Here is a 24,483-nt window from a genome sequence, read left to right as displayed (position 1 = left end):
TAGTTGTTTAAATACTGTAACTAAAAATATCTTAATTATAATCTCCCGTGTACCTCTTCTTTTAGAATTCCTTTTACATCATAAAGAATTCCATTCGGTGCAAGTAAAGATTTCAAATTAATATCCAAAAATTCTTTATGTGCTACGGTTAATACAACAGCATCATAAGTATTATTAGGTAAATCAGTCGTTGTTTTTAGATTATATTCATGCATTACTTCATCGGGATTTGCCCAAGGATCATACACTGTGATATTTGTACCAAAATCACTTAATTGTTGAATAACATCTACAGCCCTTGTATTACGAACATCAGGGCAATTTTCTTTAAACGTCACCCCTAATACTAATACATTAGCTCCCTTGATATGGATATCATGTTTTACCATAAGCTTAATAACTTCTGATGCTACATACTGTCCCATGCTATCATTTAATCTACGTCCGGCAAGAATAATTTCTGGATGATATCCAAATTCCTGAGCTCGTTGTGCCAAATAGTATGGATCCACACCTATACAATGTCCGCCAACCAAACCTGGTTTAAAAGGCAGGAAATTCCATTTTGTCCCAGCAGCTTCCAATACATCATTAGTATCAATATCCATTAGATTAAAAATCTTAGCTAACTCATTAACAAAAGCAATATTGATATCTCTTTGCGAATTCTCAATAACTTTAGCTGCTTCTGCAACCTTAATCGTTGGAGCAAGGTGAGTTCCTGCGGCAATTATAGAACCATATAAAGCATCTACTTTTTTGCCGATTTCTGGAGTAGATCCCGCTGTCACCTTAAGGATTTTCTCTACGGTATGTTTTTTATCCCCTGGATTGATTCGCTCTGGAGAATATCCTGCAAAAAAATCTTCATTAAATTTTAATCCGCTTATTTTTTCTAATACGGGAACGCATTCTTCCTCTGTAACCCCGGGATACACTGTAGACTCATACACCACAACATCTCCTTTTTTAAGCACATTTGCTACAGTTTCACTTGATTTATATAAGGGAGTAAGATCGGGTCTATTATTTTTATCTACCGGAGTTGGAACTGTAATTATATAATAATTACACTCCTTAATATCTTCTAGATTAGATGAACAATAAAGTCCATTCTCTTTTAAATCAGCATTACTTTTCAATACCGATTGTAACAAATCATCTTCTACTTCTAAAGTAGAATCTGTTCCAGAAGACAGCTCTTCGATTCTTTTTTGATTAATATCAAAACCTATTACTGGGTATTTAGTAGCAAATAACCTTGCTAAAGGTAATCCTACATATCCTAATCCAATGACGGCAATCTTAATATCCTGCATATTGATTCTTTATTTACTGAAAATTTGGAATTATTTTAAATTTTCCCAATACCATTTTACTGCTTCTTTTAATCCTGTTTTTATATCAAAATTAGGGTTATATTCTAGAAATTTCTTTGCTTTATCAACCGATGCCAAAGAATGTGGTATATCTCCTTTTCGTTCTGGTCCGTACTGTACATCTACATTTGCTATAGCTTTATCATATGCTGACAAATATTCTTTTAAAAGCGTCGTTAACTCATTTAATGTCGTTCTTTCCCCAAAAGCTGTATTATACACATTATTTAAAGCTTCAGTATTTTCAGATACTATGGATAACAAATTCATCTGAATTACATTATCTATATAGGTAAAATCTCTTGAAAACTCGCCGTCTCCGTTAATTACCGGAGATTCATATTTCATGAACTGCATTACAAATTTTGGAATTACAGCAGCGTAAGCTCCATTAGGATCCTGTTTACGTCCAAAAACATTAAAATAGCGCAAACCTATTGTATCTAAATCATACGTTCTTTTAAAATTATCCGCATATAATTCATTAACATATTTTGTAATAGCGTACGGAGATAAAGGTTTCCCGATTTTTTCTTCTATTTTGGGCAATGCTTTAGAATCTCCATAAGTAGAAGAACTTGCCGCATAAACAAAACGTTTTACACCCGCATCACGAGAAGCAACTAACATATTAAGAAATCCACCAACATTTACATCATTAGTTGTAATAGGATCATTAATTGATCGTGGAACAGAACCTAATGCTGCCTGATGTAATACAAAATCCACACCATCACATGCTTTATTACAATCTTCTAGGTTTCTAATATCTCCTTCAATAAAAGTAAAATTAGAATTTTCTATAAACGCTGAAAGGTTTTTTTTATGTCCTGTAGCAAAATTATCCAGCCCTATTACAGTGCTCCCAATATCCAAAAGTGCTTCGCAAAGATTAGACCCGATAAAACCGGCTGCACCAGTCACAAGTATTTTTGAGGAACGAAGGTGTTCCAGCTGTTTAGTGTTCATTTATTCTGTTTTAATTCCCTGTTTTTAAGTCCCAAAGACTATACATTAATATAGCCAGCGCGAAATTAACATTTACTTACACAACAAACAACATATGTTAAAGGGGATTTTACCCCTATTTAGAATTCGTTACCCATAATTGATTAAAAAAAGATAAGCTATGCTAAAAAACAAAATGCAAACAACTAAAAATCAATATTTTACCAATAACCATGTTTTTTATTAACTATAACGTTTTCTTAATTTACAACTAGAATTTGTGTGAATTAGCGAATCTTATTTATTCACTGTAAACCGGGTAGCATCCACATAGTGTATTATATATTTTTGTTATGGTTAATTTTTCAACATAAAGTAATCAAAATATGAAAAACAGAAAACAGAAAAGTTGTCTTGAAAAATATACAAATAAAAAAGCTGACTATTTTTCCAAAATTGAAGGATTTGATGATTCAGAACTAATGGCGGTTAATGACAAAATTAAAAAACATTTATATCAAACATTAAATTTGATTGACGCTATGAAAGTGGATTCGGGTGCGACTGATACACTAAGCGCTTTTTTCACCCAACTAAAGGAGCTATTAATTGGCAAAAAACCTATTCAAGCACTTGTATTCTACTTTAATAGAGACGGCGGTGAATTATTTTTAAGCGCATACGGCACCTTAAAACCAGATTCTTTTATAGATAAAGAGCTATCACTTTCAAATCGATTAGATAATGAAGTAGTAGGTGAAATAGGGCCTATTAAAATATTTAATTATAACGAGATAAAAGAAGATGCTTTGTATTATGATGAAATTGATGACTGCGATCTGGAGTATGAAAATGATTACATTAATGAATTAATCATATTAAAAGCTTATGCTATTTTCGAAGAAATATTCCTCAAACTAGACTTAAAAAATATACTTTCTGATATACAGATTACATCTCCCTTTTACAGCTACATACAAGAACATGATGGGGGTGAATCTAATTTACTAACTATTTTTGAAAAGTAATCATTATAAGGTGTAAGAAAACATAACACTTTTAAGCTTAATAGAAAGGTTTATGCTTATTTGCAAAGTAACCAAATCTAAAACTTGGCATTTATAAAAAATGATAAAAGCAAAATATTTACATTTAGTTTAATAATCTGAAACGTATTACTCATCACCGATGCTACTAAGTTTCTTACACAAGACGATAAAGAGAGAATATGAAATTGAATCCAATAAAAATTGTAATACATCTTTTTATGAGCCTGTGCCTATCTTCGCTTACTACAGTCTCTGCTCAGGGTTCTGAACTAAACGATCAACTATACGATGTATTATCTAAAAACAAGTATAGAAAAGCTAAAAAACTGATCAAACAAGGTGCTGATGTAAATGCGATATTTAATGATAATGGAAAAAGAGAAACACTTCTAATTCGCGCAGCAGCAAAAGGAAACATAGAACAACTTAAATTTTTATTAGAATATGGCGCAGATGTAAATAAAAAATTAAGTAAAAATAATCTTATCGCATATAATAATAAAGCCATTACTTATGCATTAAAAAACAAACATTCTGAAGCTGTGAAAATATTATACGATGCAGGATCTCTTATTCCTTGGGAATATACTGTGGATCACATAGGAATCGAGGCATTACAAACTTTAGCCGATGTTTCTGTCGATTTTAACGCACCAGGATACGATGGCAGATATGCTTTAGAATTTGGTAATCATCAAAGTAAAAATATAAATGATAATTCGACAAATACTATCTGGAAATATTTGGTTGATCATGGTGCTAATCCAAACCTGGTTTGTTTGTTATGCACTCAGACAAAATATAATGATACAATAGCAATTAAACAATTAATTGCTCTAGGAGCAGATATCAATCAAACAGATAACAAAGGAAATAATGCATATTATTATTCAAAAAACAACAGTAACACACGCAAACTGTTAATCAAACAAGGTATTTCTTTTGACATTAAAACGCTTAGTTTTTCATTTGTAAAACAGAATTTGGATGATATACAATTTATACACTTACTCAATTCTAAAGGTTATATTTTTTCAGAAAAACTCCTACTTGAAGCTATTAAAATGAAAGACATTACACTTGTTAAACTAATGCTCGACGGTAATGAATCTGATCATTTAAAAAAAGAGAGCTCCATAGTTTTGCATACTGCAATGAGATATAGAAAAAATGATAATATCAAGATTTTATTATCATATGGAGCAAATCCAAATGCTGTTGATAACAATAAGCAAACAAGCCTACATATTGCTGCTCAATTTAATGATTTTGAAATGATTAAACTTCTTATTAAATATGGTGCGGACCTCAATAAAATAAACAAACGAGGGGAAACTGTCTTGAGTTTATTGTCATCAGGAAAAAACAGCAACACTCTAAGAAATGTAAAATACATCATCAATAAAGGCGGAAAAGACCCTAACAACAAGGCTCTTTTGAATGCTACACAAAAGGGAAACATACAACTTATTGATTTGTTACTAGAAAACGGTTATGAAATTAATCCTAAGATCGGAGCTTCTCCTTTATATGAAACAACGAATCTAAAAGTATTTAAACATTTGATTTCTAAAGGAGCAGATATTACTAGGTACAAATCGTATGATCAGTATTCTATTTTAGAAAACATCATAGAATCACAAAACCTTGATTTATTAAAATATACATTATCTGTTGGTGCTGATCCAAATGTAAAAGGTGAATTTGGAACCCCTATTTTATTTACAACTAGAAACTATGAACAAATAGCTCTTTTATTACAATATGGTGCCAAAGTCGATGCACGAAACACTACTCAACCATTTCATAATTACACCACTGTACCTGATAAAATGCTTTTACATATTGCCGCAAAACAAGACAACCTTAAACTAGTTAACTTATTATTGTCTTATGGAGCAAGTAGAAAATCTATTGATTATTTTGGAAAAATGCCTCATGAATATGCAGGGCCAAAAACGAAAAAAATATTACAATTTTAATATTTCATGAGCATCACAAATCTAATATCCAGACAAATTAAGTATCATTTTATTATTGTTATATTTTTAGTCCCCGTTTTACTTACTGCACAAAACAGTAAACTCCAAAAACAATTATATGAAGCAATATCAAAAAGTGAATATTTAGAAGTTAAAAAACTCATCAAACAAGGAGCTAATCCAAATATTCCAGATAGAAATCGCGAAACTGCATTAAGTTTATTAGTAAAAAAACCTATTGACGAAGCGCTTCCTAATATAGATTTCATTTTAAAAAATGGAGGCACCGATATAAACAACAAAGCTCTACATAAAGCTGTACAACTAGGAAAAATCCCCCTTATTGATTTTTTACTAGAAAATGGATCAGAGATTAACCCTAAAAAAGATAGTCATCATCCATTACTTTCTGCAACAAAAGATTTACAAGTTTTTAAACACTTAGTGTCAAAAGGAGCGAATATACATAAATGCCCCATTTATTCATTATTTCATATCATACAAGGAGATATTAGTCTATTAAAATATGCCTTATCTATAGGTCTTAATACTAATGGAGCAGAAGATGATTATGGTAGACCGATAGTACATATAGTTAGTTTTGAAAAATTAGAGATTTTATTACAATATGGTGCTAAAGTCGATATCCCCCTAAAGTCACAATACAATAGAACCTTACTTCATCGAGCCGCATTCGAAGATAATCCTAAACGGGTACGGTTATTACTTAAGTATGGAGCCAACAAAAATGCTAAAGACAGTTTTGGATACATTCCTTTTCAATATGCCGGAGAAGAAACAAAAAAATTACTACAACTTTGATCTAAAATATTCTAATAAACTATATAAAACTAATATGCTAACAATGCTAATAATTCTTCTTCAAATCTATTTTTTGATAGATATTGATTTTCTAAATTAGTATCAAATGGTATTGGTGTTTGTATACTGGCCACTCGCTTAACCGGTGCATCTAAAAATTGAAAACAGTTTTCCATAAGCAAGGCAGAAATATCTGAAGCTATACCACCAAATAAAGTATCTTCTTGCAAAATAATAGCCTTACCAGTCTTTTTAACTGATTTATAAATTGTTTCTATATCCAAAGGCTGTAGCGTTCTTAAATCAATAAGATCTGCTTTAATACTCAAGTGTTTTTCTAGTATCTCTAATGCCCAATGCACAGCAGCTCCATAACTAATAATAGTAACATCTTCTCCAGTTTTTAGTAAGGATGCTTTCCCCAAAGGTAGATTATAATATCCTTCAGGAACTTCTTGACGAATGCTCCTGTATAAAGCTTTATGTTCAAAAAACAAGACTGGATTAGGGTCCTCTATTGCCGTTACTAACAACCCTTTTGCGTCTACAGGAAATGCTGGATATACAACCTTAAGCCCAGGAGTTTTAGTAAACCATGCTTCATTTGTTTGACTATGGAATGGCCCTGCACCAACACCCGCTCCACAAGGCATTCTTATTACAACATCAGACGATTGATTCCATCTATAATTTGACTTTGCTAACAAATTTACAATAGGGTTAAATCCTGAAGACACAAAATCTGCAAACTGCATCTCAACGACCGCCTTATGCTGATTTACTGACAAACCATACGCTGCAGAAACAATTGCTGATTCACAAATAGGGGTATTTCGAATACGATCTTTGCCAAACATCTCAACAAAACCTTCGGTGATTTTAAAAACACCTCCATATTCTGCTATATCTTGCCCCATAATTACAAGATCATTATATTGTTGCATTGATACTTTCAAACCATCAGAAATTGCATCAACCAACCTTAGTTCTGTAGTTTTTGTGTTTGGTCTTTTTTCTATATAATCAAATTCAGCATAAACAGCATTCAATTCTTTATCTAAATCTATATTAACTTTTTCTTCATTATTGGCCAGATCCCAATGAGTTTCTATTTCTTTTTTTATTTCTGATCGTTTTTCAAGCTCTTCTTCCAGAGAAATAATCCCTTGGTTAACTAAGTATTCTTTATAATTTTCTATCGGGTCTTTTGCTGACCAATATTCCATCAATTCTTGAGGTACATATTTAGTTCCACTTGCTTCTTCATGGCCTCGCATTCTAAAGGTTTTAAATTCAAGTAAAACCGGACGAGGATTTTGTTTCATACTTTTTGCCAATTCATTAACCTTGTGATACACTTCCAACACATTGTTTCCATCAATAACATAAGACTCCATTCCATAACCAGCCCCTCTATCAGCTAGGTTTTTACAATTATACTGCTCACTTGTTGGTGTAGATAGACCATATCCATTATTTTCTATACAAAACAGTACTGGTAAATTCCATATCGAAGCTATATTAAGGGCTTCATGAAAATCTCCTTCACTGGTCCCTCCTTCTCCGGTAAAGACAGCAGTAACTTTATTATTTTTTTTCAAAAGATTCCCAAGAGCAATTCCACAAGCAATCCCCATTTGTGGCCCCAGATGTGAAATCATCCCTACAATATTATATTCTTGAGTACCAAAATGAAAAGAACGATCACGACCATTAGTGAATCCATTTGATTTTCCCTGCCATTGACTAAACAATCTAGATAGCGGTATATCTCTTGTTGTAAATACTCCTAAATTACGATGCATCGGTAACACATACTCATCATCATCTAATACTGCTGTGATCCCAACAGATATTGCTTCCTGACCAATCCCACTAAACCATTTGGATATTTTACCTTGCCGTAATAATACCAGCATTTTTTCTTCAATAAGTCTTGGCTTAAGCATTCTAAAATACAATGAAATAAGAATATCATCACTATATGCTTTCTTATCGAAATTCAATTCTTGTTTTTCCTCAGAAATGTGCTCCATAAAAGAAAATTTGTTAGGTAAATGTAATTATTTTTATTTCAGAACCCTCATCAGTATTACAATATTATTAAGTAGTTGTTAATTTCGTTCAAACAGTTCTATGAATTAATTAAATTTACTGTGAATTAGGGATTACACAGACATAATTAATTAATTTGACCGATATTTTATAACTGTAAATAAATTTGCAGTACTATTAGGTATTTTTAACCAAATACAACTATTTTAGTACTATTAAGACACAAAGATTAAATCCAATGAATAATATACCAAGTGTAGATTTGGCTGATTTTTTATCTGATGATCCATCACGTAAACAAAAATTTGTCAACGAAATAGGAAAAGCGTACGAAGAAATAGGTTTTGTAGCCTTAAAAAATCACTTTTTAAGCGAAATGCTTGTCGAGAATTTATATAAAGAAGTTAAAGCTTTTTTTGCTCTACCCATTGATACTAAAGAAAAATATGAAATTGAAGGTTTAGGTGGACAACGCGGCTATACCTCATTTGGGAAAGAGCATGCTAAAGGGAAAAAGGAAGGTGATCTAAAAGAATTTTGGCATTTTGGACAAGAACCAGATGCAGATGCTAACTTAACCGAAGAATACCCTCCCAATGTAACAGTCAATGAACTTAAAAATTTTAATGAAACCGGAATGCAAGCATATCGAATGCTGGAAAAAACCGGAATTTATGTTTTAAGAGCATTAGCTTTATATATCGGATTGGACGAGTATTATTTTGATCATTGGGCCAGTAATGGCAATAGCATATTACGACCTATCCATTACCCTCCAATAAAAGAAGAACCCAAAGGAGCAGTTAGAGCAGGTGCGCATGGAGATATTAATTTAATAACTTTATTAATGGGAGCATCAACTGGTGGACTCCAAGTACAGCGTAAAGATGGAGAATGGATTGATGCCATTCCTCAAGAAGACGAATTGGTAATTAACGTCGGCGACATGCTAGAAAGACATACTAATAATAAACTTCGCTCTACAATTCATAAGGTAATAAACCCTCCCAAAGAACAATGGAGTAACCCAAGGTATTCTATTCCTTTCTTTATGCATCCTAGAAGCGACATGAAATTGAATTGCCTTGAAGAATGTATTACTGAAGATAACCCAAAGCAATATGAAGATATCACAGCTGGTGATTTCTTACATCAGAGATTAGTTGAGATTGGTCTCATAAAAAAATAGTTTCATTACATGGATTTACAAGATCAATTAAAAAATTTATTCCCTGATCATCAACCAGAAAAAGAAGAAATAATTAAGGATGACAAGGATCAAATCTGGATGCAAGAAGATCCTATTATATGCAAGTATGAAAAACGAAAAGGTAAACCTATTACTATACTAGAAGGATATACTGGTGCTGATGAAGATTTTAAAAAACTTGCAAAGGAATTAAAAACTCGATTAAGCGTTGGTGGAAGCTTTAAAAATGATGCTATTATCATACAAGGAGATTATAGAGATCAAATTATGAGTATCCTTAAAGACAAAGGGTTTAAGGTAAAACGTGTAGGAGGATAATAAAACACTAACTATTTTGAGCATAAACACATTACATATTACTAACGGGGATAGTCTTACCCAAAGAATGAAGGAACTAAACCTTGTGACAGGAGATTTTTTAACCTGGCGTGAGATGTTTTGTGAAGGACCAACAGTTATAGAAATAGAAACAGAACAGTCTATAAAAAAACGGAAAGCTTTTTTAAAAAAATACTATCGAATTGATTCTTCTGAATACGAAGAAAAGTTCATTTCTCAACTAAAAAAAACAGATCAATTAACAACATATGATGAAATAATTTTATGGTTCGAATACGATCTATTTTGTCATATCAATATGATTGCTGCAATTAGTTTATTACTTCGAAAAGGTGTTCACAACATTCCTGTATATTTAGTTTGTAGCGGAAGAATCGAGCATGAAAAAAAATTATTTGGACTCTGCGAATTGCCTGACATACAACTGAAAAAACATTACCAAAATAAAGTCCTTTTAAATGAAGATGACCTAGAGCTTGCTTCTCACATATGGACTTTGTATTGTGAGTCAAAACCCCAAAAAATAGTTGGGCAAATCAAAAAACACTCTTCTTTTGAGTATTTATCAATATGCCTGAGAGCACACTTACAACGCTTCCCAAATATGCTTACAGGTCTTAACGTTTTAGAGCATAACATTCTTGAAATGATAGATCAGTATCAAATCAAAAACATTAAGCAACTCATGGGGTATGCTTTAGAATACCAAGGATATTATGGGTATGGAGATATGCAAATGAAACGTGTACTCGCAAGACTTTTTCAATTTTTAGATCAAACAAAAGATCGCCTCTTACTATCAGAAAGAGGGAAACTGGCATTACAACATAAAAAGAATTTTTATAATACACAGATATTAGATTGGCATTACGGAGGAGTTAAAAAATATGACTACCTATACAACGATGAATCACATACACTCTTAAAATTATAATATGGCAATAGCCGAATCTGAATTAATTCTCAATCCAGATGGTAGTATATACCATCTAAATTTAAAACCCGAGCATATAGCTGACACAATTATTACCGTTGGGGACCCTGATCGAGTTCCACATGTTACCAAGTACTTTGACAAAATTGAACATAAAGTCAGTAAACGAGAATTTCATACGCAAACAGGAGTATATAAAGGTCAGAGACTTACGGTTATCTCTACAGGTATTGGCACAGATAATATTGATATTGTGTTTAATGAATTAGATGCTTTGGTCAATATAGATTTTAATACTCGAGAAATCAAGAAAAAACATAAAGCATTACAAATAATCAGAATAGGAACTTCGGGAGCTATACAATCAAATATCCCCATAGACAGTTTTATAGTTTCTGAAATAGCCGTTGGATTTGACAGCTTATTGCATTTTTATGATAGTCACCATATTCAATCACCAGAAATTTCAACAGCATTAATAAAACATCTCCATTGGGATAAAAACAAATCACTACCTTATACTGTATCGTTTGATGAAAAACTTGGAAATCATATGGCAAGTGATTTAGCACATAAAGGGGTTACAGTTACCAATGTAGGCTTTTATGGACCTCAAGGAAGAATTTTAAGGTTGCCTATTCAAGATAAGGAGCTCAATGATAAAATGGCTTCTTTTTCATATGAAAATAAAAAAATAACCAATTTAGAAATGGAAACTGCTGGCATTTACGGAATGGCTAAACTATTAGGTCACAAGGCAGTATCTATGAACGCTATATTAGCAAATCGAGCTACAGGAGAGTTCAGCCAAAATCCGAAAAAGATTGTTGATGAATTAATACAATATACACTAAATAAGCTGGTAACGATGTAATAAAAAAGGGAAGACCTATATCTTCCCTTTTTTTTAATTCTTTTTCATAAGTATTTAACCAAATAAGATTTTGAGGCTAATTAATAAATTGGTAAGTAACAATACCGCAATAAAGACTACAATCCCATTCTCTAAAGAATTATTTTTTAGTTTTGCAACCTTTACATACGCATTTTTATTTTTTAAAAAATTCTTTTTCATAGCAATATTGTTTTATTTTGGGTTAAAACTTATTCAAATATATTTTTCTCTGGAAAAACAACAGAACAAACATACAAAATAGAATTCGTTTTATCGTTAAAAAACAAATAAAATCGATAAAATACACATTTTTCAATTTTTTAAGAGATATGAATACAATCAAAATAGGAGGTGTTCCTGAGCATTTTAATTTACCTTGGCATCTAAGTATAGAAGATAACAGTTATTCGAAAAAAAATATTGATCTAGAATGGACATCTTACCCAGGAGGCACAGGCGCGATGTGTGAAGCACTCAGAAACAAAGACATAGACATTGCCATTATCCTCTCAGAAGGTATTATAAAAGATATTATCGCTGGTAATCCCAGTAAGATTGTACAAACCTATATACAAACTCCTCTAATATGGGGAATTCATGTGGGTGCTCATTCAAAATACACAAATCTTTCTGAATTAAAAAACACGAAAGCAGCTATTAGCCGATATGGTTCTGGCTCGCATTTAATGGCCTATGTAAATGCCGAAAATCAAGGATGGGAAACTTCTGATCTTCAATTTGAAGTTATAAAAAATCTTGAAGGCGCTGTAGAAGCATTAACTAAAGGAAGTGCTGATTATTTTATGTGGGAACACTTTACCACAAAACCTTTGGTCGACAACGGAACTTTTAGGAGAATTGCAGACTGCCCTACTCCCTGGCCTTGTTTTGTGATTGCCGTTAGAGAAGAAATACTTACTTCAAAAAAAGAAGAGATAAAAACTATTCTCGATATTATAAATACTACTACTACAGATTTCAAACATATTCCAAGTATTGATAAAACCCTTGCTCTTAGGTATGATCAAAAACTGGAAGACATCCAAAAATGGCTTCAAATCACAGAATGGAGTCAATCTAACATTAAAAGTGATACACTATTAAAAATCCAAAATCATTTACTTAGTTTAGGTATTATTGACAAAAAATACACCCCAGAAGAACTACTATACAGTATATAAATAGATATATTAACAGTTATTTTGACATTTTTAAGATAATCCTAGTAGGGTTTAATAAAAATGAAACGTTACTAAATAAAGAATCTTTTAAAGAATTAAGATTTAAAATAAAGGATACACTAAATACTTTATCAATATTTAGAAAATAATGAAATATTAAATAACTATATGGGGAGCACACGCTTACATAAAATATTTTTGTACATTTGCCGAGCCTACCCCAATGATATGAACTAATTATTAATGTGCACGCAACCTTTTAAGGTTTCATGTATCTAATAGTTAACTAACAAATCTTTTATGGTAACTTTTTTAATAATATTAGCAGCTCTTGTTACATTTAACTTTATTCTACTTAAGTTAAGTACACATTCAACTGGATCAGACAAAAAGAAATCTGGAACTGAAAAAGTTCAGATTAATTCAATATCTGATCAACCATCAGATAAGTCGGAATCTTCTAAAATACCTAACGCCGCATAAATAAAATTTACCAATTAATTTTATTTTGATTGGTATTTTCTAAATATGCATTAGTAGAGCTAAAGTGTTTATTTCCGAACCAATACCCTCTGTTTGCACTTAATGGAGAAGGATGACCACTGGATAAAACGCAATGTTTAGATCTATCAATTTTAGCTCCTTTTTTCTTAGCATACCCTCCCCATAACAAAAAAACAACATTTTCCTTTTTATCAGATATCTTTTGAATTACAGCATCTGTAAACTTCTCCCAACCTTTATTTTGATGAGATCCAGCCTGATGAGCTCTTACGGTTAATGTAGCATTTAAAAGCAAAACCCCCTGTTTTGCCCAGCGTTCTAAATTAACATTAGATGAAAAAGGTATACCTAAATCAGTTTCAATTTCTTTGAAAATATTAATTAATGAAGGTGGTGCTGCAACTTCATTATTTACCGAAAAACATAAACCATTAGCTTGTCCAACTCCATGATAAGGATCTTGACCGATAATAACCACCTTAACATCATTAAATCCACAATGATCAAAGGCTGCAAAAATCTCAGAACCCTTAGGGTAACATGTATATTGTTTATATTCTGTTTTTACAAAATTTGCTAATTCTACAAAATAAGGCTCTTCAAATTCGCTTTTTAATTCATCATTCCAGCCCTTTTCAATATTTACATTCATATAGTCATTAAAAAATTATTGCAAATGTGTACTTTTGCTTCGTTTTAAAATCGATGGAAGATAACCCAAAAATCGGGTAAAAAAAAGTATGATTCGTATTTCTAAAAAAACACTAGACGATCTTGAATTCAATACTGTTCTCAATCATATTGAAGAACAGTGTAATACTGATTTAGGTAAATCAAAGGCATTGCAAATTGTCCCTTTAAAAACCAAAGAACAACTTCATATAGCTTTGCAAGAAGTATCAGAATATAAAGCTTCTTTCTTAAATGATGCTCGTATTCCTAATCATGGATTTGATAGTATCAACAAAGAGATTCAATTGTTGAGTATAGAAAATACTTTTTTAGAAGCGCTAAATCTAAAAAGACTTATTTCTATAAGTACTACTGTAAATGATTTATTACTTTTTTTTAAAAAATATTCAGAATTATATCCATCTCTTCACAAAACATCTTCACAAATACAATTAACTAAAGAAATAATTAATCTAATCGAAGTTGTGGTTGACAAATTCGGTGAGATTAAAGATAATGCTTCTCCTACCCTTTTAGGGCTTAGAAGGGAGATTAACAGCGTTCAAGGAAAATTAAATGGAAGTTTTGGTAAAGATCTATCTCGATATAATAGTCTGGGATATCTTGATGAGATTAAAGAAAGTGTTGTAGATAACCGAAGAGTTCTTGCTGTAACTGCCATGTATCGTCGTAAAGTCAAAGGTGCTATTATGGGGAACTCAAAAACCGGAAGCATTGTTTACATAGAACCAGAAGCAACGTTACGGTTTAGTAGAGAACTTAGCAATCTAAAATATGAGGAACGAGAAGAAATCGTAAAAATATTGAAAAGTCTTACCGATAAATTACGGCCTTTTATAGAATTATTACAAGAATATCAAGAATATCTAAGTGATGTAGATATCGTATCTGCAAAAGCCAAATATGCAGAAAGATTAAATGCTGTTTTACCCAAAATAACCAATGATCGCGAATTAACACTTAAAGATGCCTATCATCCATTATTATATATCAACAACAAAACAAAAGGAGAAAAAACATTTCCCCAGACCATTTCTCTAGATCAAAACAATCAGATCATTGTAATCTCGGGTCCTAATGCAGGTGGTAAAAGTATTACCTTAAAAACCATTGGTTTATTACAAATTATGCTACAGAGTGGTATGCTTATTCCTGTTCATGAATATAGTAGAATGTGTTTATTTGATGTTATCTTAACCGATATTGGAGATAATCAATCTATAGAAAATCACCTTAGTACATATAGTTATCGTTTAAAAAACATGAACTATTTTCTTCGAAAATGTAACGATAGAACTTTATTTCTTATTGATGAATTTGGTACAGGAAGTGATCCTGAACTAGGAGGTGCTTTGGCTGAAGCTTTTTTAGAAGTTTTTTATGAAAAAAAATCTTTTGGAATCATTACAACGCACTATGCAAATTTAAAAATGCTTGCCAATGAGTTACCAAATATGAGTAATGCCAATATGTTGTTTGATGCAAAAACCTTAGAACCTCTATTCAAGTTATATCTTGGTGAAGCAGGAAGTTCGTTTACATTTGAAGTCGCACAAAAAAACGGAATTCCTTATAGCCTAATTAATAAAGCAAAGAAAAAAGTAGAAAGAGGCAAAATTCGTTTTGACAAAAGTATTGCTAATCTTCAAAAAGAAAGATCTAAATTACAAAAGACAACTTCTACCCTTAAAACAAAAGAACAAAAGACTGAGGAAGAAAAAGAACGTTTAGAAAAGATCAATGATCGTATCCAACGTAAACTCGAAAGTTATCAGGAATTATATGATAGTAATCAACGTATGATATATTTAGGTCAGAAAATAGATGATTTAAACCAAAAATACTTTAACAACAAGAAAAAAAAGGAACTCATTAATGAATTTATAAAAATCGTTGAAGTAGAAAATTCCAAACGAAAAAAACAAAGCTCCAAACAAAGACACATAGAAAAAGTAAAAGAACAAAAGGTAGTCAAAGAAGTAAAAGAAAAGGTTAAAGTCATTAGGGAAAGAAAAAAAGAAGAGAAAAAAAAGGAAGAAAAAATACTTGAATCAAAACCTAAAATTACTTTGAAAATTGGTGATAGAGTACGAATGATTGATGGCAAATCTGTAGGTACAATTGACACTTTAGAAAAGGGAAAAGCAGTAGTGAATTATGGGATTTTCACCACCAATGTTGCCGTCGATCAATTAGAATTTGTAGAACGAAAAAAGAAATGATACCATAACCTATCTAAAGTCATTCTCCTTGTTAAAGTATCCTTAAACCACAATCCTGAGAATTTTATCTTTATATATTTGGATTTATTAGTTAAAAATTGCTACCATAATCATGCGAAAATTACTTCTTGTAATCAGTATTAGTATTACATTCCCTCTTCTTGCCATAGCGCAACAACCTAAAAAACCCAATGCAGTAGAAATTCATGAAGCTATTAAAAAACTTAACTTTTTAGGTTCTGTATTATATGTTGCAGCTCATCCAGATGATGAAAACACAAGACTTATTTCCTATATGTCAAATAAGGTAAAAGCGCGTACAGCTTACTTATCACTGACTCGTGGTGATGGAGGTCAAAACCTTATTGGTCCAGAAATAAGAGAATTACTAGGTGTAATTAGAACACAAGAATTATTAGCTGCACGAAGAACAGATGGAGGAAGCCAAATGTTTTCAAGGGCAAATGATTTTGGATATTCAAAACATCCCGACGAGACTCTTGCCATCTGGGATAAAAAAGAAGTACTAAGTGATGTAGTATGGGCAATGCGTAAATTCAGACCAGATGTAATTATTAATCGTTTTAACCATAGAACCCCTGGGTCAACACATGGTCATCACACCTCTTCTGCAATGTTAAGTGTTGAAGCTTTTGATTTGGTTGCTGATAAAACTGTATATCCTGATCAATTAGAACATGTAAGTACATGGCAACCTAAACGGTTATTTTTTAATACTTCCTGGTGGTTTTATGGAAGTAGAGAGAACTTTGAAAAAGCAGACAAAACTAATTTATTAGATTTTGAAACTGGAGTGTATTATCCAACATTAGGCCTTTCTAATCCAGAAATTGCTTCTTTAAGTAGAAGTCAACATAAATCTCAAGGGTTTGGAAGTACAGGTACCAGAGGAAGTCAAACAGAATATATAGAATTAATAAAAGGAGAATTACCAAAAGACAAAACCAATATTTTTGAAGGAATTGATACTTCCTGGAATCGCGTTAAGGGAGGCAAAGCTATAGGTGATATTCTATATGAAGTTGAAAACAAGTTTGATTTTAATAACCCTTCTGCTTCAATTTCACAATTAGTAAAAGCATATCAATTAATAGAACAATTAGAAGATACTCATTGGAAATCAATTAAATCCAAAGAAATAAAGGATATTATAGCAGGTGTTTCTGGTCTCTATCTAGAGGCAGTTTCAAAAGAATCTAACGCTACAAGAAACAGTAAGATAACAATAGACATTGAGGCTATTAATCGTAGTTCGGCTCCAATTGCATTAAAATCTATAAAAATTGCAACATTAGGGATTACAGAAACTCCCGGAATCAGTTTAGAAAACAATATAAGAAAAACGTACAAATTAGATGGAAAAGTTACTGCAGATGCCAAATACACCAGTGCGTATTGGTTGAAAGAAAAAGGTTCATTGGGCATGTATACTGTTACTGACCAAAAATTAATTGGTACACCAGAAACGAATCATCAAATTAAGGCAGTTTTCAACATTGAAATTAATGGAGTTGCTATCGCATATGAGAAGGATATTGTTTTTAAAACTAATGATCCTGTAAAAGGTGAAGTATACAAACCTTTTGAAATTATCCCTGCGGTTTCTGCAAGTATTAAGGATAAAGTTATCATTTATGCAAATGGACCTTCAAAACAAATTCCTGTAGCTATAAAAACAGGAGCACCTAATATTAGTGGTGTCGTTTCTCTTTCTTACCCCGAAGGTTGGCAAGTATCACCTGAAACAATAAACTTTAGTTTAACCCAAAAAGGAGAAGAAAAAACCGTTGTTTTTACATTAACTGCTCCTAAAAATCAAAGCGAGGGATATATTTCACCAAAAGTTAAGGTAAATGGAACCACATATAGTAATGAAATAGTTACTATATCATATGAACATATTCCTGAACAAACTGTTGTAATGCCTTCTGAGACTAAAGTTGTTCGTTTAGATATACAAAAGAAAGGGCAAAATATAGGATATATAGAAGGAGCAGGTGATGTTGTTCCCGAGAGTTTAAGACAAATTGGGTATAAAGTGACTACTATAAACCCTGAATCTATATCTGCAGAAGCATTAAAATCATTTGATGCCATTGTTGTGGGAATTAGAGCTTATAATACTATAGATCAATTAAAATTCAAGCAAGAGCATTTATTAAATTATGTAAAAAATGGAGGGAATCTTGTTATTCAATATAATACAAACCGAAGATTAAAAGTAACTGACAATCTAGGTCCTTATCCTTTAAAATTATCTAGAGATCGGGTAACCGATGAAAATGCAAAAATTACATTCTTAGCACCAGATCATCAAGTTTTAAACTCACCAAATAAAATTACTTCCGAAGATTTTAATGGTTGGGTACAGGAACGTGGGTTATACTTCCCTAATGAATGGTCAAAAGAATATACTGCAATCCTTTCGGCTAATGATAAAGGAGAGTCAGAAAAGAAAGGCCCTTTATTAGTTGCAAAATACGGAAAGGGATATTATGTATATACTGGATTAAGCTTTTTTAGAGAATTTCCAGCAGGAGTATCTGGTGCATATCGTCTTTTTGCTAATATGTTATCATTAGGAAAATAAGCATCAAATTACAACCATAAAATTAAGAAAAATTGATATGGAGGAAACAACAAAAAAAGCAAAATGGAAAAAATTGTATACAGCAGTACTTATTGCTAATGCAATTTATATTATACTGTTCTATCTCATTACAAATATGTATTCATCATAATTCTCTATTAAGAGCAACTTCATCAATTCAAACTAATTTAATCAATCAATTTTTATGCAAACCGTCGATTGGATCGTACTACTAGGAACTTTATTATTCATTGTATTATATGGAGCCTGGAAAACAAAAGGCAGTAAAAATGTAAAAGATTACATACGCGGTGGTAATGATGCACACTGGTGGACCATAGGATTATCTGTAATGGCCACTCAAGCAAGTGCTATTACTTTTCTTTCTGCTCCTGGACAAGCTTTTCATGATGGTATGGGGTTTGTTCAATTTTACTTTGGGGTACCTATTGCTATGATCGTAATTTGTATGGTTTTTATTCCTATTTATCATAGATTAAATGTTTACACAGCATATGAATATTTAGAAAGTCGGTTTGACCTAAAAACAAGAAGTCTAACTGCTATATTATTTTTAATTCAAAGAGGTTTAGCTGCAGGGATAACTATTTTTGCTCCCGCCATCATATTATCATCTGTATTAGGATGGGATCTCACTACTTTAAATATTATAATTGGTATTTTAGTTATTATTTATACTGTTTCTGGAGGAACCAAGGCTGTTAATATTACTCAAAAACAACAGATGGGTATTATTTTTATTGGTATGCTGATTGCTTTTTTTATTATCATCAGTTACCTCCCCGAAGGAATTACCTTCTCTAATGCTCTTGATATTGCAGGTGCCAGTGGTAAAATGGAAATTCTTGATTTTTCTTTCGATCTTGATAATCGATATACATTTTGGAGCGGAATTATTGGAGGAACATTTTTGGCCCTCTCCTACTTCGGGACAGATCAAAGTCAAGTACAACGATATTTAACCGGTAAATCTATCAAAGAAAGTCAACTTGGACTATTGTTTAATGGCCTCTTAAAAGTACCAATGCAATTTTTCATTTTGCTTGTTGGTATTATGGTATTTGTTTTTTATCAGTTTAATGCGTCTCCTCTTAATTTTAATCCTAAAAGTAAAGAAGCCATCACAAACTCTCAATATGCAGAGGAGTACACTCAATTAGAAAATAAGCTTTCAGAAATTCATGATTCAAAAGATGCTATAATCAAAGGATATCTTGCAGATCAAGAATCTGGAAACACAAAAAATGCAGGTCATAAAAAATTAATTCAAGAGCTTAACATTTCAGAAAAAGAAACTCGTGAAGCCGCAAAAGAACTAATAAAAAAAGCAGATGTAACGGTTGAGACAAATGATAAAGATTATGTCTTTATTCATTTTATATTAAATAACCTCCCTAGAGGGTTAATAGGACTCTTACTTGCAGTTATTCTATCAGCAGCTATGTCTTCTACAGCTTCAGAACTCAATGCTTTAGCTTCTACTACGGCAATTGATCTGTATAAGCGAAATGTAAAGCAAGAAAAAAGCGAGCAACATTATGTATCTGCTTCAAAATTTTTCACACTAACCTGGGGTCTTTTAGCCATCATAGTAGCATGTTTTGCTAGCTTATTTGATAATCTAATTCAATTAGTAAATATTATTGGTTCTATATTTTATGGCAATGTATTAGGAATATTCTTATTAGCATTCTTTATAAAATTCGTAAAAAGTAACGCCACCTTTATAGCCGCATTGATTACCCAAATAGTAATCATATTTGTATGGTGGCAAGATTGGCTTCCATTTCTCTGGCTTAACGCCCTTGGTTGTGGTATAGTAATGTTATTAGCCATAATACTTCAATTATTTATTCCAACAAATAATACACCTACACACGAATAATTAAAAAAGTAAAAATTAATGATGAAGAACTGACTCTGTCAAATACGAAGAGAATTTTTTTTCGAAAGTGTTGTATTTTTTCATAACACTATTAATTTCATCACCTATTTCTATTGAAAAACGTACAGCAGATTCCTCAACTAATAATTCGATTTTATCAACTGCTTGCTTTAATTTATTTCCGCTGTCATTGAGTTCCAAATATTGCTCATGCATATCAGGAGTACAGGGTTCACAACGATAAGAATGTAATTTAGAAAGTGTTCTGGACACTTCACTTTTTAAAAGATTTAATCTTGAAGAATGTGGTTGTCTGCTTGAACGTGTTTTTGTAAAGTTTTGGGTTTTCATAAAGGTCAGGTTTTAATTAGAGAGTTCTCTAAATATAGAGAAATGAAGTTAAAAAACCTAGCAAAAAACCCTCATTATAAGATATTTACATTTACTTCAAAAAAAATAAAACATAATTACGTTAAATTAAAAAAAAGAAAGTTTCGTGCAAGTTTTAATACAAAATCTTCAAATTCTTATTCTTAAAAATCAATACGTAATAAATAAAAATAAAGTGAAGTGTTTTAATTATTTTTGAACTTAATTAGATTAATATAAAAATCATACAAGTAAAGATATGAGTATAAAATGGGGAATTATTGGTTGTGGAAAAATAGCACATAAATTTGCAGAAGATTTAATCACGATTCCTAATTCAGTATTACATGCTGTTGCAAGTCGCGATCTGGTAAAAGCCAAAGACTTTGGAAAGACCTATGGTGCATTTAGTTGTTATGGAAGCTATGAGGAATTGGTATTAAACCCTGATGTTGACGTTATATATATTGCCACTCCTCATGTTTTTCATTTTGAAAATACTTTAATGTGTCTTCATCATAAAAAAGCGGTTTTATGTGAAAAACCATTTGCCATGAATATTGCTCAAGTAACAGAGATGATTACTGTAGCAAAAGAAAATCAAGTATTCCTTATGGAAGCACTCTGGACCTACTTCCTTCCCCATTATCAATATGTATTAGATCTTGTAAAATCTAAAGAATTAGGTACTATTAAGAGCTTAAAAGCAGATTTTGGTTTTGTTAGTAGTTTTGACCCTAATGGTAGAATGTTTAATAAAAAATTAGGAGGAGGAAGCCTTCTTGATGTTGGTATCTATCCTTTATTTGCCGCATTAAGTATTTTAGGATATCCTGAAGAAATCGATGCCAAAGCAACCTTTGGAGAAACAGATGTTGATGATACCTGTACTATACAACTTCATTATAAAGACAATGTAACCGCATCCTTATTCAGTGCAATAACACAACAAACCAACACAGAAGCAATTTTAGAATTTGAACAAGGAACGATTAGTATTAATAGCAGGTTTCATGAACCTTCTTCTGTTTCTATCACCAAAAATGGAACTACAAAAACGATTGAATTTCCTGGAGATACCAATGGTTATAGTTTTGAAGCTATACATGTACAGGAAATGTTAGCACAAAATCGAATAGAAAGCACAGTAATGACTTTTGAAAAAAGTCTTCAACTCATTAAACTATTAGACAGTGTCAGGAACAAAATCGGATTACACTATGATTAAAACAGAAATATATTTATACCATATCAATACCCTGTTTTCAGGGTATTTTTTTTACGGAAAATCGTGATTAATGACATGATAAAATATTTCATATTTGTTTGACCAGTTTGAAACAAGGATATATTCAAACTGTCCGTATCAAAAAATAATATACCATGTCAAAAAAGACTATTCTCACATTATTCATTTGCTTTACATCATTAACTATATTTTCACAAAAAGAAAATTTTACTGGGATATGGAAAATGTCATTACCTCAAGACTATGAAGAAATAGAAATGAAATTTTGGAATACTTTATTCTTCCTGGACACAGGAAAAGTTTTTATTGATGGTCAAGAAATGTTTTGGGAGTACAATTCAAAATTAGAACGATTATATTTTAAAGAATCGTTGGATGCTAAAGAAGATGGAAATTATTATGAAATTCTGGAGCAATCTAAAAATCAAATGCAGTTTAATAAACCTGGAAAGCGAGGCAAGTGGATTCTTAACCGAATTACAAAAAAAGAAGAGTTCGTCGGTCACTGGAAGATACTTAAAGAATCAGAATCTGAATTGACAAACATATGGATGGATTTATCTATTAATGGCAATGTTAGTATTGGAAACATAGGCGAACAAGAAACTTTATACAAAAGTCAATGGAAATTCGATCCTCAAAGTAATATCTTAAGTATTAGCATACCATTTCTAAAAAACCAAAAAGTTGATGTTATTTTATATCGAGGAGAAAAAGGGGTAAAAACACAATTAGGTGTTAAAAACAAAGAATATCATGCTTTATTCGAAAGAGAAGCTCATCCTAAGCAATCCATTAAAAATGATCCTTCAAAAACTATCAACAAATCAAATATAGTTGGCACCTGGGAGGTTACAAAAATTATTGAAAACAATCGAGTATTAGTTTCTCATTCAGGAGAACAATATCAATTTGAAACTAATGGAGCCTTAAAATTAGTTATCAATGGAACTGAAAAGAAAGCTTTTTGGGAATATAATGCAGAAACTCAAAATATAACAATTTTTGAAAAAAAAGAGAATACAAAACAAAAATTGGCTGCATTTAAAATAAATAAAGTGTCTAATACACAAATGATCATTTCTGAAGGTAATCGTATGGCTCATATGGAGTTTATAAGATAAAAGCAGGAGCTAAAAATATATTAGCGCTAAAAACATCCCAACTCTTCAAAAAAAATATGGAAGATATCCTCTTCTTATAATTCATATAGATTAAAAAAAGCGTTCCGAAAATACGGAACGCTTCTTAAATGATTTGTGTGTAAAAAAGAGTGTTTATTTAGCTCCCCACTCTGCAAGGGAGTCTTTATTTAATTTTACATAGTCGGCATTTCCTGCCTTCTCTGCTAATTCTAACGAAGTTTTAGCTGCTTTTATTGCCCCCGCTTTATCTCCTCCTTTAGCATAGATCAAAGATTGTTGTCTGTGATACCAAAAAGCAGGCTCTTTACGAATAGAAATTGCTTTCTCTATATGCTCTTTAGCTTTAGCAACATCTCCAGTTTCTTTATAGAACGTAGCCGCCTGATAATGATCTCCATCAGTAGGACCAGCCATAGTTTTCTCAATACTAGCAACTGTTTGTGCCTTTGCAGGAGTTTCTATAGTAATTGCTGCTTCTGTATTTTCCCAAATAAAATTAATGACTGCAGAATCCATTTTAAAATCACTAAACATGATTGTAAATGTCTCTACATTCATCGGGATGGTATTTGCTTTTACTGAAGTTTTTGCTGCTACTTTTGTATCATCCCATTTTCTAGGAGTTCCCCAATTGTTAGCATCACTATAAAAAATTACCTCCCAGGTCTCTTTACCTGGTTTTGTAAAAATGGCATAAGTTCCTTTTTTAAGTTCTTTACCTCCAACTTTTACATCATCACCAAAAGTAATTTGAGTATTTTTATTAGCCCCTGTTCTCCAAAGTTTGTCATAAGGTACTAAATTTCCAAAAATAGCTCTTCCACGCATACTTGGGCGTGAGTATTCTACAGCAACATCTGTTAATCCTATGACCTGTTCTATTTTAGAAGTAGGACTCGGTTGTGGTGCTTTTACCTGAGCTTCAACTCCTAAAGATAGTAAAGCCGCAGAAAGAAATAAGACAATCTTTTTCATTGTGTATAGTTTAGT

At 31.7% G+C, this 24,483-nt stretch carries 20 protein-coding genes; 13 read left to right on the top strand and 7 right to left on the bottom strand.

From position 1 onward, the window contains the following. Nucleotides 1-35 precede the first annotated feature (35 nt). Together PQF96_RS14295 and PQF96_RS14290 are read right to left on the bottom strand one after the other, a co-directional pair. Nucleotides 36-1,319 (bottom strand): nucleotide sugar dehydrogenase, encoded by a 1,284-nt coding sequence (locus PQF96_RS14295; protein ID WP_109437708.1) that lies wholly within the window; start codon nucleotides 1,317-1,319, stop codon nucleotides 36-38. 30 nt (nucleotides 1,320-1,349) lie between these two features. Next, complete coding sequence (locus PQF96_RS14290) at nucleotides 1,350-2,348, bottom strand: SDR family oxidoreductase (protein ID WP_271766956.1); 999 nt, start codon at nucleotides 2,346-2,348, stop codon at nucleotides 1,350-1,352. Between the two features lie 365 nt (nucleotides 2,349-2,713). On the opposite strand from PQF96_RS14290, the gene PQF96_RS14285 reads away from it, so the two are divergent. The 3 genes from PQF96_RS14285 to PQF96_RS14275 all read left to right on the top strand — a co-directional run bounded on the left by PQF96_RS14285 (nucleotide 2,714) and on the right by PQF96_RS14275 (nucleotide 6,180). Next, complete coding sequence (locus PQF96_RS14285; RefSeq protein ID WP_271766954.1) at nucleotides 2,714-3,355, top strand: hypothetical protein; 642 nt, start codon at nucleotides 2,714-2,716, stop codon at nucleotides 3,353-3,355. A 239-nt stretch (nucleotides 3,356-3,594) separates the two neighbouring features. After that, a complete protein-coding gene (locus tag PQF96_RS14280) occupies nucleotides 3,595-5,358 on the top strand; it encodes an ankyrin repeat domain-containing protein (protein WP_271766952.1) in 1,764 nt (587 codons plus the stop codon). Nucleotides 5,359-5,364: 6 nt separating this feature from the next. Next, nucleotides 5,365-6,180 carry an ankyrin repeat domain-containing protein gene (locus tag PQF96_RS14275; RefSeq protein WP_109437712.1) on the top strand — a complete coding sequence of 272 codons (816 nt, stop codon included), beginning with the start codon at nucleotides 5,365-5,367 and terminating at the stop codon, nucleotides 6,178-6,180. Nucleotides 6,181-6,209: 29 nt separating this feature from the next. On the opposite strand, the gene PQF96_RS14270 is transcribed toward PQF96_RS14275, so the two are convergent. Beyond that, nucleotides 6,210-8,216, bottom strand: coding sequence for an alpha-ketoacid dehydrogenase subunit alpha/beta (locus PQF96_RS14270; protein ID WP_109437713.1), 2,007 nt, complete (start codon nucleotides 8,214-8,216; stop codon nucleotides 6,210-6,212). A 257-nt stretch (nucleotides 8,217-8,473) separates the two neighbouring features. Here PQF96_RS14270 and PQF96_RS14265 point away from each other — a divergent pair, with 257 nt between their 5' ends. Genes PQF96_RS14265 through PQF96_RS14250 form a run of 4 tightly spaced genes read left to right on the top strand, consistent with a single transcriptional unit; the run spans nucleotide 8,474 to nucleotide 11,592 of the window. Beyond that, nucleotides 8,474-9,424: an isopenicillin N synthase family dioxygenase gene (locus tag PQF96_RS14265; RefSeq protein WP_271766950.1), complete on the top strand. Its 951-nt coding sequence runs from the start codon at nucleotides 8,474-8,476 to the stop codon at nucleotides 9,422-9,424. 9 nt (nucleotides 9,425-9,433) lie between these two features. Then, nucleotides 9,434-9,763, top strand: coding sequence for a translation initiation factor (locus PQF96_RS14260; RefSeq protein ID WP_109437715.1), 330 nt, complete (start codon nucleotides 9,434-9,436; stop codon nucleotides 9,761-9,763). Nucleotides 9,764-9,779: 16 nt separating this feature from the next. Beyond that, on the top strand, nucleotides 9,780-10,718 hold the full coding sequence (locus PQF96_RS14255) for a DUF1835 domain-containing protein (protein WP_109437716.1): 939 nt from the start codon (nucleotides 9,780-9,782) through the stop codon (nucleotides 10,716-10,718). A gap of 1 nt (nucleotide 10,719) precedes the next feature. Continuing rightward, nucleotides 10,720-11,592 (top strand): nucleoside phosphorylase, encoded by an 873-nt coding sequence (locus PQF96_RS14250; RefSeq protein ID WP_271766948.1) that lies wholly within the window; start codon nucleotides 10,720-10,722, stop codon nucleotides 11,590-11,592. Nucleotides 11,593-11,646: 54 nt separating this feature from the next. Here PQF96_RS14250 and PQF96_RS14245 read toward each other — a convergent pair whose 3' ends face one another. Continuing rightward, entirely contained in the window at nucleotides 11,647-11,793 is a 147-nt protein-coding gene (locus tag PQF96_RS14245; protein WP_160114270.1) for a hypothetical protein, read from the bottom strand. Nucleotides 11,794-11,942: 149 nt separating this feature from the next. Between PQF96_RS14245 and PQF96_RS14240 the strand changes: the two genes are divergently transcribed. Beyond that, nucleotides 11,943-12,794, top strand: a complete 852-nt coding sequence (locus PQF96_RS14240) for a substrate-binding domain-containing protein (protein WP_109437718.1) — start codon at nucleotides 11,943-11,945, stop codon at nucleotides 12,792-12,794. 490 nt (nucleotides 12,795-13,284) lie between these two features. On the opposite strand, the gene PQF96_RS14235 is transcribed toward PQF96_RS14240, so the two are convergent. Next, nucleotides 13,285-13,950 carry a uracil-DNA glycosylase gene (locus PQF96_RS14235; RefSeq protein WP_109437720.1) on the bottom strand — a complete coding sequence of 222 codons (666 nt, stop codon included), beginning with the start codon at nucleotides 13,948-13,950 and terminating at the stop codon, nucleotides 13,285-13,287. 88 nt (nucleotides 13,951-14,038) lie between these two features. Here PQF96_RS14235 and PQF96_RS14230 point away from each other — a divergent pair, with 88 nt between their 5' ends. From PQF96_RS14230 to PQF96_RS14220, 3 genes are all read left to right on the top strand, one after another. Then, nucleotides 14,039-16,213 carry an endonuclease MutS2 gene (locus PQF96_RS14230; protein WP_271766945.1) on the top strand — a complete coding sequence of 725 codons (2,175 nt, stop codon included), beginning with the start codon at nucleotides 14,039-14,041 and terminating at the stop codon, nucleotides 16,211-16,213. A 112-nt stretch (nucleotides 16,214-16,325) separates the two neighbouring features. Next, nucleotides 16,326-18,824 carry a PIG-L family deacetylase gene (locus tag PQF96_RS14225; protein ID WP_271766943.1) on the top strand — a complete coding sequence of 833 codons (2,499 nt, stop codon included), beginning with the start codon at nucleotides 16,326-16,328 and terminating at the stop codon, nucleotides 18,822-18,824. 205 nt (nucleotides 18,825-19,029) lie between these two features. Continuing rightward, on the top strand, nucleotides 19,030-20,730 hold the full coding sequence (locus tag PQF96_RS14220) for a sodium:solute symporter (RefSeq protein ID WP_143916480.1): 1,701 nt from the start codon (nucleotides 19,030-19,032) through the stop codon (nucleotides 20,728-20,730). Nucleotides 20,731-20,745: 15 nt separating this feature from the next. On the opposite strand, the gene PQF96_RS14215 is transcribed toward PQF96_RS14220, so the two are convergent. Further along, nucleotides 20,746-21,081 carry a hypothetical protein gene (locus tag PQF96_RS14215; protein WP_109437724.1) on the bottom strand — a complete coding sequence of 112 codons (336 nt, stop codon included), beginning with the start codon at nucleotides 21,079-21,081 and terminating at the stop codon, nucleotides 20,746-20,748. Nucleotides 21,082-21,358: 277 nt separating this feature from the next. Here PQF96_RS14215 and PQF96_RS14210 point away from each other — a divergent pair, with 277 nt between their 5' ends. Then, entirely contained in the window at nucleotides 21,359-22,327 is a 969-nt protein-coding gene (locus PQF96_RS14210; RefSeq protein ID WP_271766941.1) for a Gfo/Idh/MocA family protein, read from the top strand. 155 nt (nucleotides 22,328-22,482) lie between these two features. Next, the gene (locus PQF96_RS14205; RefSeq protein WP_271766939.1) at nucleotides 22,483-23,472 is read left to right on the top strand and encodes a hypothetical protein; all 990 of its coding nucleotides are present in this window, start codon (nucleotides 22,483-22,485) and stop codon (nucleotides 23,470-23,472) included. A 153-nt stretch (nucleotides 23,473-23,625) separates the two neighbouring features. Here the strand turns inward: PQF96_RS14205 and PQF96_RS14200 are convergent, their stop codons facing one another. Further along, on the bottom strand, nucleotides 23,626-24,468 hold the full coding sequence (locus PQF96_RS14200) for a DUF2911 domain-containing protein (RefSeq protein WP_271766937.1): 843 nt from the start codon (nucleotides 24,466-24,468) through the stop codon (nucleotides 23,626-23,628). Nucleotides 24,469-24,483 lie beyond the last annotated feature (15 nt).

It is taken from the genome of Aquimarina algiphila (genome assembly GCF_947494415.1).
GTDB lineage: Bacteria > Bacteroidota > Bacteroidia > Flavobacteriales > Flavobacteriaceae > Aquimarina > Aquimarina algiphila.
The sequence above is the reverse complement of the archived record's forward strand: the minus strand, read 5'-3'. Positions and strand labels throughout refer to the sequence as shown.

Bases quoted from the DNA above. Each gene is read 5' to 3' on its own strand.
- PQF96_RS14295 (WP_109437708.1), bottom strand. From the start codon at position 1,319: ATGCAGGATATTAAGATTGCCGTCATTGGATTAGGATATGTAGGATTA.
- PQF96_RS14290 (WP_271766956.1), bottom strand. From the start codon at position 2,348: ATGAACACTAAACAGCTGGAACACCTTCGTTCCTCAAAAATACTTGTG.
- PQF96_RS14285 (WP_271766954.1), top strand. From the start codon at position 2,714: ATGAAAAACAGAAAACAGAAAAGTTGTCTTGAAAAATATACAAATAAA.
- PQF96_RS14280 (WP_271766952.1), top strand. From the start codon at position 3,595: ATGAGCCTGTGCCTATCTTCGCTTACTACAGTCTCTGCTCAGGGTTCT.
- PQF96_RS14275 (WP_109437712.1), top strand. From the start codon at position 5,365: ATGAGCATCACAAATCTAATATCCAGACAAATTAAGTATCATTTTATT.
- PQF96_RS14270 (WP_109437713.1), bottom strand. From the start codon at position 8,216: ATGGAGCACATTTCTGAGGAAAAACAAGAATTGAATTTCGATAAGAAA.
- PQF96_RS14265 (WP_271766950.1), top strand. From the start codon at position 8,474: ATGAATAATATACCAAGTGTAGATTTGGCTGATTTTTTATCTGATGAT.
- PQF96_RS14260 (WP_109437715.1), top strand. From the start codon at position 9,434: ATGGATTTACAAGATCAATTAAAAAATTTATTCCCTGATCATCAACCA.
- PQF96_RS14250 (WP_271766948.1), top strand. From the start codon at position 10,720: ATGGCAATAGCCGAATCTGAATTAATTCTCAATCCAGATGGTAGTATA.
- PQF96_RS14245 (WP_160114270.1), bottom strand. From the start codon at position 11,793: ATGAAAAAGAATTTTTTAAAAAATAAAAATGCGTATGTAAAGGTTGCA.
- PQF96_RS14240 (WP_109437718.1), top strand. From the start codon at position 11,943: ATGAATACAATCAAAATAGGAGGTGTTCCTGAGCATTTTAATTTACCT.
- PQF96_RS14235 (WP_109437720.1), bottom strand. From the start codon at position 13,950: ATGAATGTAAATATTGAAAAGGGCTGGAATGATGAATTAAAAAGCGAA.
- PQF96_RS14230 (WP_271766945.1), top strand. From the start codon at position 14,039: ATGATTCGTATTTCTAAAAAAACACTAGACGATCTTGAATTCAATACT.
- PQF96_RS14225 (WP_271766943.1), top strand. From the start codon at position 16,326: ATGCGAAAATTACTTCTTGTAATCAGTATTAGTATTACATTCCCTCTT.
- PQF96_RS14220 (WP_143916480.1), top strand. From the start codon at position 19,030: ATGCAAACCGTCGATTGGATCGTACTACTAGGAACTTTATTATTCATT.
- PQF96_RS14215 (WP_109437724.1), bottom strand. From the start codon at position 21,081: ATGAAAACCCAAAACTTTACAAAAACACGTTCAAGCAGACAACCACAT.
- PQF96_RS14210 (WP_271766941.1), top strand. From the start codon at position 21,359: ATGAGTATAAAATGGGGAATTATTGGTTGTGGAAAAATAGCACATAAA.
- PQF96_RS14205 (WP_271766939.1), top strand. From the start codon at position 22,483: ATGTCAAAAAAGACTATTCTCACATTATTCATTTGCTTTACATCATTA.
- PQF96_RS14200 (WP_271766937.1), bottom strand. From the start codon at position 24,468: ATGAAAAAGATTGTCTTATTTCTTTCTGCGGCTTTACTATCTTTAGGA.